Source organism: Streptomyces crystallinus, from assembly GCF_039521265.1.
GTDB classification, from domain to species: Bacteria; Actinomycetota; Actinomycetes; order Streptomycetales; family Streptomycetaceae; genus Streptomyces; species Streptomyces crystallinus.
Genome location: NZ_BAAACA010000029.1, coordinates 48407 through 53854, shown reverse-complemented (window position 1 = coordinate 53854; position 5448 = coordinate 48407). Strand labels below are relative to the sequence as shown.

At 70.9% G+C, this 5448-nt stretch carries 6 protein-coding genes; 4 read left to right on the top strand and 2 right to left on the bottom strand.

The window, feature by feature from the left end:
* Positions 1–168: 168 nt before the first annotated feature.
* The 3 genes from pknB to ABD236_RS21940 all read left to right on the top strand — a co-directional run bounded on the left by pknB (position 169) and on the right by ABD236_RS21940 (position 3776).
* Positions 169–2145, top strand: coding sequence for a Stk1 family PASTA domain-containing Ser/Thr kinase (pknB, locus tag ABD236_RS21950; protein ID WP_344075786.1), 1977 nt, complete (start codon positions 169–171; stop codon positions 2143–2145).
* Between the two features lie 8 nt (positions 2146–2153).
* Positions 2154–3005, top strand: coding sequence for a deoxyribonuclease IV (locus tag ABD236_RS21945; RefSeq protein WP_344075784.1), 852 nt, complete (start codon positions 2154–2156; stop codon positions 3003–3005).
* A gap of 81 nt (positions 3006–3086) precedes the next feature.
* Complete coding sequence (locus tag ABD236_RS21940) at positions 3087–3776, top strand: DUF4396 domain-containing protein (protein ID WP_344075781.1); 690 nt, start codon at positions 3087–3089, stop codon at positions 3774–3776.
* A 28-nt stretch (positions 3777–3804) separates the two neighbouring features.
* On the opposite strand, the gene ABD236_RS21935 is transcribed toward ABD236_RS21940, so the two are convergent.
* Positions 3805–4437: a sulfite oxidase-like oxidoreductase gene (locus ABD236_RS21935; RefSeq protein ID WP_329398123.1), complete on the bottom strand. Its 633-nt coding sequence runs from the start codon at positions 4435–4437 to the stop codon at positions 3805–3807.
* A 154-nt stretch (positions 4438–4591) separates the two neighbouring features.
* On the opposite strand from ABD236_RS21935, the gene bfr reads away from it, so the two are divergent.
* On the top strand, positions 4592–5071 hold the full coding sequence (gene bfr / locus ABD236_RS21930; RefSeq protein ID WP_344075777.1) for a bacterioferritin: 480 nt from the start codon (positions 4592–4594) through the stop codon (positions 5069–5071).
* 45 nt (positions 5072–5116) lie between these two features.
* Here bfr and ABD236_RS21925 read toward each other — a convergent pair whose 3' ends face one another.
* Complete coding sequence (locus ABD236_RS21925) at positions 5117–5365, bottom strand: (2Fe-2S)-binding protein (RefSeq protein ID WP_344075775.1); 249 nt, start codon at positions 5363–5365, stop codon at positions 5117–5119.
* Positions 5366–5448: the final 83 nt, after the last annotated feature.

Genomic DNA, 5448 nt, shown 5'->3' with positions numbered 1-5448 from the left:
CCCGCGCCCCGGACTACCCAGGGGCGCGGGGAACTGCGCGAGCAACCCGCCACCGGGCCGCGGCCAAGGACACCGCAAAACACCCGGCGCGTTACAGCTCCGCTTCAGTCCCGCCCCAGAACCCCCAGGGCGCCAGCCCTGTCCGTGGGCGCTCGTAGACTCTGGGGCGTGGATACGACCCTTCAGGACCCCCTCGTCGGGCAGGTGCTCGACGGCCGCTACCGCGTCGAGGCGCGCATCGCCGTCGGCGGTATGGCCACGGTCTACCGGGCCGTCGACACCCGCCTCGACCGGGTGCTCGCCCTCAAGGTGATGCACCCGGCGCTCGCCGCCGACGGCTCCTTCGTGGAGCGGTTCATCCGCGAGGCCAAGTCCGTCGCCCGGCTCGCCCACCCCAACGTGGTCGGCGTCTTCGACCAGGGCACCGACGGCGGATACGTCTACCTGGCGATGGAGTACGTGGCGGGCTGCACCCTGCGCGACGTGCTGCGCGAGCGCGGCGCGCTCCAGCCCCGGGCCGCCCTCGACATCCTGGAGCCCGTGCTCGCCGCCCTCGGCGCCGCGCACCGCGCCGGTTTCGTCCACCGGGACATGAAGCCCGAGAACGTGCTGATAGGAGACGACGGCCGGGTCAAGGTCGCCGACTTCGGCCTGGTCAGAGCGGTGGACGCGGTCACCAGCACCACCGGCAGCGTGCTCGGCACCGTCTCGTACCTCGCCCCCGAGCAGATCGAGCAGGGCACCGCCGACACCCGGGCCGACGTCTACGCGTGCGGTGTCGTGCTCTACGAGATGCTCACCGGCGCCAAGCCGCACTCCGGCGAGAACGCCGCCCAGATCCTCTACGCGCACCTCCACGAGGGCGTGCCCGCGCCGTCCGCCGTCGTGCCCGGGTTCGCCGTCGAGCTGGACGAGCTGGTGGCCTCGGCCACCGCCCGCACCCCCGACGCCCGGCCGTACGACGCCGTGGGCCTGCTCGCGCAGACCCGCCAGGCACGCGCCGCGCTCACCGACGAGCAGCTGGACGCGGTGCCCCCGCAGGCCCTGCCCGCGGCCGGGACCTCCGGCTCCGAGGACCGTACGAGCGTCATACCGCGCGCGGTGGCGACCCCGCCCCGGGGCAGCGCCCCCACGGCGGGCGCGGTCCCGCTCCCGGCCGAGCAGGACCCGGTCAACCGCACCAGCCGGCTGACCATGCCGCCGCCCGGCCCGGCCCCCGCACGCGTGCGTGGCGGACGGCCGCGGCTCGTCCTGAACGGGCGGCGCGGCCTGCTCGCCGTGGTCGTGGCCGTCCTGCTGGTCCTCGGGGTCGGCGCCGGGGTCTGGTACATCAACTCCGGCCAGTTCACGCACGTCCCCGCCGTCATCGGGCAGACCGAGGACGCCGCCAAGAAGCGGCTGGAGGACGCGGGCCTCTCGGTCAAGAAGGTCGACCGCCGCTACAGCGACACCGTCAAGCGCGGCACGGTGATCCAGACCGACCCGGAGACCGGCGCGCGCGTGCGCGGCAACGCCTCGGTGACCGTCGTGGTCTCGCGCGGCCCCGAGATGGTCAAGGTCCCCGACGTCGGCGGCAAGCCGCTGGACGACGCCAAGAAGGCGCTGTCCGACGCCGGGCTCACCCCCGGCGCGGTCACCGAGGACTTCAACGAGGACATCGAGCAGGGCTCGGTCATCAGCACCACGCCGGCCGCGGGCGCCCCGCGCCGCGCGGACACCGCGGTCGCCCTGGTCGTCAGCAAGGGCGCTCCGGTCGAGGTCCCCGGAGTCGTCGGGGACTCGGTGGAGGACGCCACCTCGGCCCTCAAGGACCAGGGCCTGGCAGTGACGATCGCGCCCGAGCAGGTCAACTCGCCGCAGGAGGCGGGCAGCGTCGCCGCCCAGTCCGCGGCCGAGGGCTCCCGGCTCGCCAAGGGCGACACGGTCACGCTCACCGTCTCCAAGGGGCCGCGGATGGTCACCGTGCCCAAGGTGACCGGCGAGAAGGCCGGCGACGCCCAGAAGGAGCTGGAGAAGGCCGGCTTCAAGGTCAAGGTCGACCACGGCTTCCCGTTCCTCAGCGACGAGATCGCCAGTCAGTCCGTCGAGGCCGGCTCGCAGGCGCCGGAGGGCTCCACCATCACCATCAAGACCAAGGGACTCTGAACCACCCCATGCGCAACCCCATCGGCGGCCACGTTCCGGTGGCCGGCGGCCTCGCCACGACCGGCCTCGCCTACGCGCGCGACCTCGGCGCCGAGACCGTCCAGGTCTTCGTCGCCAACCCGCGCGGCTGGGCGACGCCCGTCGGCAACCCCGCCCAGGACGAGAAGTTCCGGGCGGAGTGCGCCGCCGAAGGCATCTCCGCGTACGTCCACGCCCCGTATCTGATCAACTTCGGCTCGCACACCGAGGCGACCACCGAGAAGTCGGTGGAGTCGCTGCGGCACTCGCTGCGCCGGGGCCGGGAGATCGGCGCGCTCGGGGTGGTCGTGCACACCGGCTCCGCGACCGGCGGCAGGCCGCGTGCCGAGGCGCTGACGCAGGTACGGGAGCGGCTGCTGCCGCTCCTGGACGAGCTGACCCACGACGACGACCCGTTCCTGCTGCTGGAGTCCACGGCCGGGCAGGGCTTCTCGCTGTGCTCGCGGACCTGGGACTTCGGCCCGTACTTCGAGGCGCTGGACGCCCACCCGAAGCTCGGCGTCTGCCTGGACACCTGCCACATACACGCGGCCGGGCACGACCTGGCCGGGCCCGGCGGGGCGGCGCAGACCCTGGACCTGCTGGTGCAGACCGTCGGCGCGGGGCGCCTCAAGCTGATCCACGCCAACGACTCCAAGGAGGGCGTGGGCTCCCATCTGGACCGGCACGTGAACATCGGCGCGGGCCACATAGGCGCGGAGCCGTTCCGCGAGCTGCTCGCACACCCGGCGACCGAGGGCGTACCGCTGATCATCGAGACGCCCGGCGGGAAGGAGGGGCAGGCGGCGGACGTCGCGCTGCTGAAGTCCCTGCGGAGCTGATCTTCCCTCTTGAGGAATACCCCTGGGGGGTATACCGTTCTTGTCATCGACAGGAACGGTCATCCGGCGTTGGGGGAAGTCATGCAGCACGAGTCGCACACGCACACCGAGCACACCGAGCACGGCACGCACGAGGGCCACCAGGGCCACCAGGGCCACCAGGGTCATGAGGGTCACGGTGAGCACGCTGGCCACTCGGGCCACGGTGGGCACACGGGTCACGAAGGCCACAGCAGCCACGAGACTCACGCCGGACACTCCGGTCACCACGACCACCAGCCCCACGGCGACGCGCACACCCACGCCCATCACGGTCACGGTCACGGCGGCGGCAAGGTCAGCTGGGCCATGGCCGCGCAGGCCACCCTGCACTGCCTCACCGGGTGCGCCATCGGTGAGGTGCTCGGGATGATCGTGGGCACCGCGCTCGGCTGGGGCAACATGCCCACGATGGTGCTGGCCATCGTCCTGGCCTTCTTCTTCGGCTACTCGCTCACCCTGCGCGGCATCACCAAGGCCGGTGTCGACTTCCGTACCGCGTTCAAGGTCGCGCTCGCCGCCGACACGCTCTCCATCGCCGTCATGGAGCTGATCGACAACGGGGTGATCGCGCTCTGGCCGGCCGCCATGGACGCGACGCTCTCGGACGGGCTGTTCTGGGGCTCGCTGGTGATCTCCCTGGCGCTCGCCTTCGTGATCACCACACCGGTCAACAAGTGGATGATCGGCCGCGGCAAGGGCCACGCGGTGGTCCACCAGTACCACCACTGACCAGCGCGCCCGGCGCACGCACCAGGACTCAGAGCTCGGGGCCGTCCCCGGGCTCTTCCTGGTACGAGTAGCGCTGCTCCCGCCAGGGGTCGCCCACGTTGTGGTAGCCCCGCTCCTCCCAGAAGCCGCGCCGGTCCGCCGTCATGTACTCGATGCCCCGGACCCACTTCGGGCCCTTCCAGGCGTACAGGTGCGGGACCACCAGCCGTACCGGGAAGCCGTGCTCGGCGGTCAGCAGCTCACCGCCTTTGTGGGTGGCGAAGACCGTACGGTCGGAGAGGAAGTCGGCGAGGCGCAGATTGGAGCTGAAGCCGTACTCGGCCCACACCATCACGTGCGTGACGTCCGGAGCGGGCGGCGCCAGTTCGGCGACCGTACGTGCGAGGACACCGCCCCATTCGGCCCCCAGCATCGAGAACTTCGTGACACAGTGAAGATCCGCGACGACGGTGGCGAAGGGCAGGGCCGTGAACTCCTCGTGGTTCCAGCAGTGCTTGTCGCCGTCGGCGGTGGCTCCGAAGACCCGGAACTCCCACCGCTCGGGCTTGAACCTGGGGACCGGGCCGTAGTGGGTGACCGGCCAGCCGCGCTGGAGCCGCTGCCCCGGGGGAAGCTCCGACTGCGCTGCTTCCCGTTGCTCCGGGCGTTCCGGCTGACCCATGACTCCATGGTGACAGACGGCGAGGGGTGGTCATGACCAGCAGCACCCCGATTCGGGCAACTCCTACTAAGCGTGCACTTACTGGACGCTCCCCGCGCGCGGTGCGAGGATGCGCGCGAATCTGCCCCTCTCCCGTGTGGAAGGAGCCTCTGCGATGCAGGGCGACCCCGAGGTCATCGAGTTCCTGAACGAGCAGCTGACCGCCGAGCTGACCGCGATCAACCAGTACTTCCTGCACGCGAAGATGCAGGAGAACTTCGGCTGGACGAAGCTCGCCAAGTACACGCGCCACGAGTCGTTCGACGAGATGAAGCACGCGGAGGTGCTGACCGACCGGATCCTCTTCCTGGACGGGCTGCCCAACTACCAGCGGCTCTTCCACGTCCGGATCGGGCAGACGGTCACCGAGATGTTCCAGGCGGACCGGCAGGTGGAGGTCGAGGCGATCGACCGCCTCAAGCGCGGGATCGAGGTCATGCGGGCCAAGGGCGACATCACCTCGGCGAACATCTTCGAGTCGATCCTGGCGGACGAGGAGCACCACATCGACTATCTCGACACCCAGCTCGAACTGGTCGAGAAGCTCGGTGAGGCGCTGTACATCGCCCAGCTCATCGAGCAGCCGGAAAGCTAGGCGGCTTCGAAAGCCGGCGCTTCGGCGCTGGGCGGCTTCAGCGACCTAGGCGGCTTCGGCGAGCGCCTGGTCGGTGGCGAGCACCGCGCTGACCTCGCCCTTCTCCAGCAGCTCCCGGCGGGGGCAGGCGCCGCGGCCGAGCAGGCCCTGGATGGTGCGCACACAGGAGCCGCAGTCCGTGCCGGCCTTGGTGGCCGAGGCGATCTGGCGCGGCGTACAGGCGCCGGCGGCCGCGTGCTGCTCGACCTGCTTGTCGGTGATGCCGAAGCAAGAGCAGACGTACACGCGGTTCACCTCCCTGGCAGGAACGGTCTTGCAGCCATCCCCTATTCGGTGAGGCTTACCTAACCGTACCCGCTGCCGGGAAGGACGAAAAG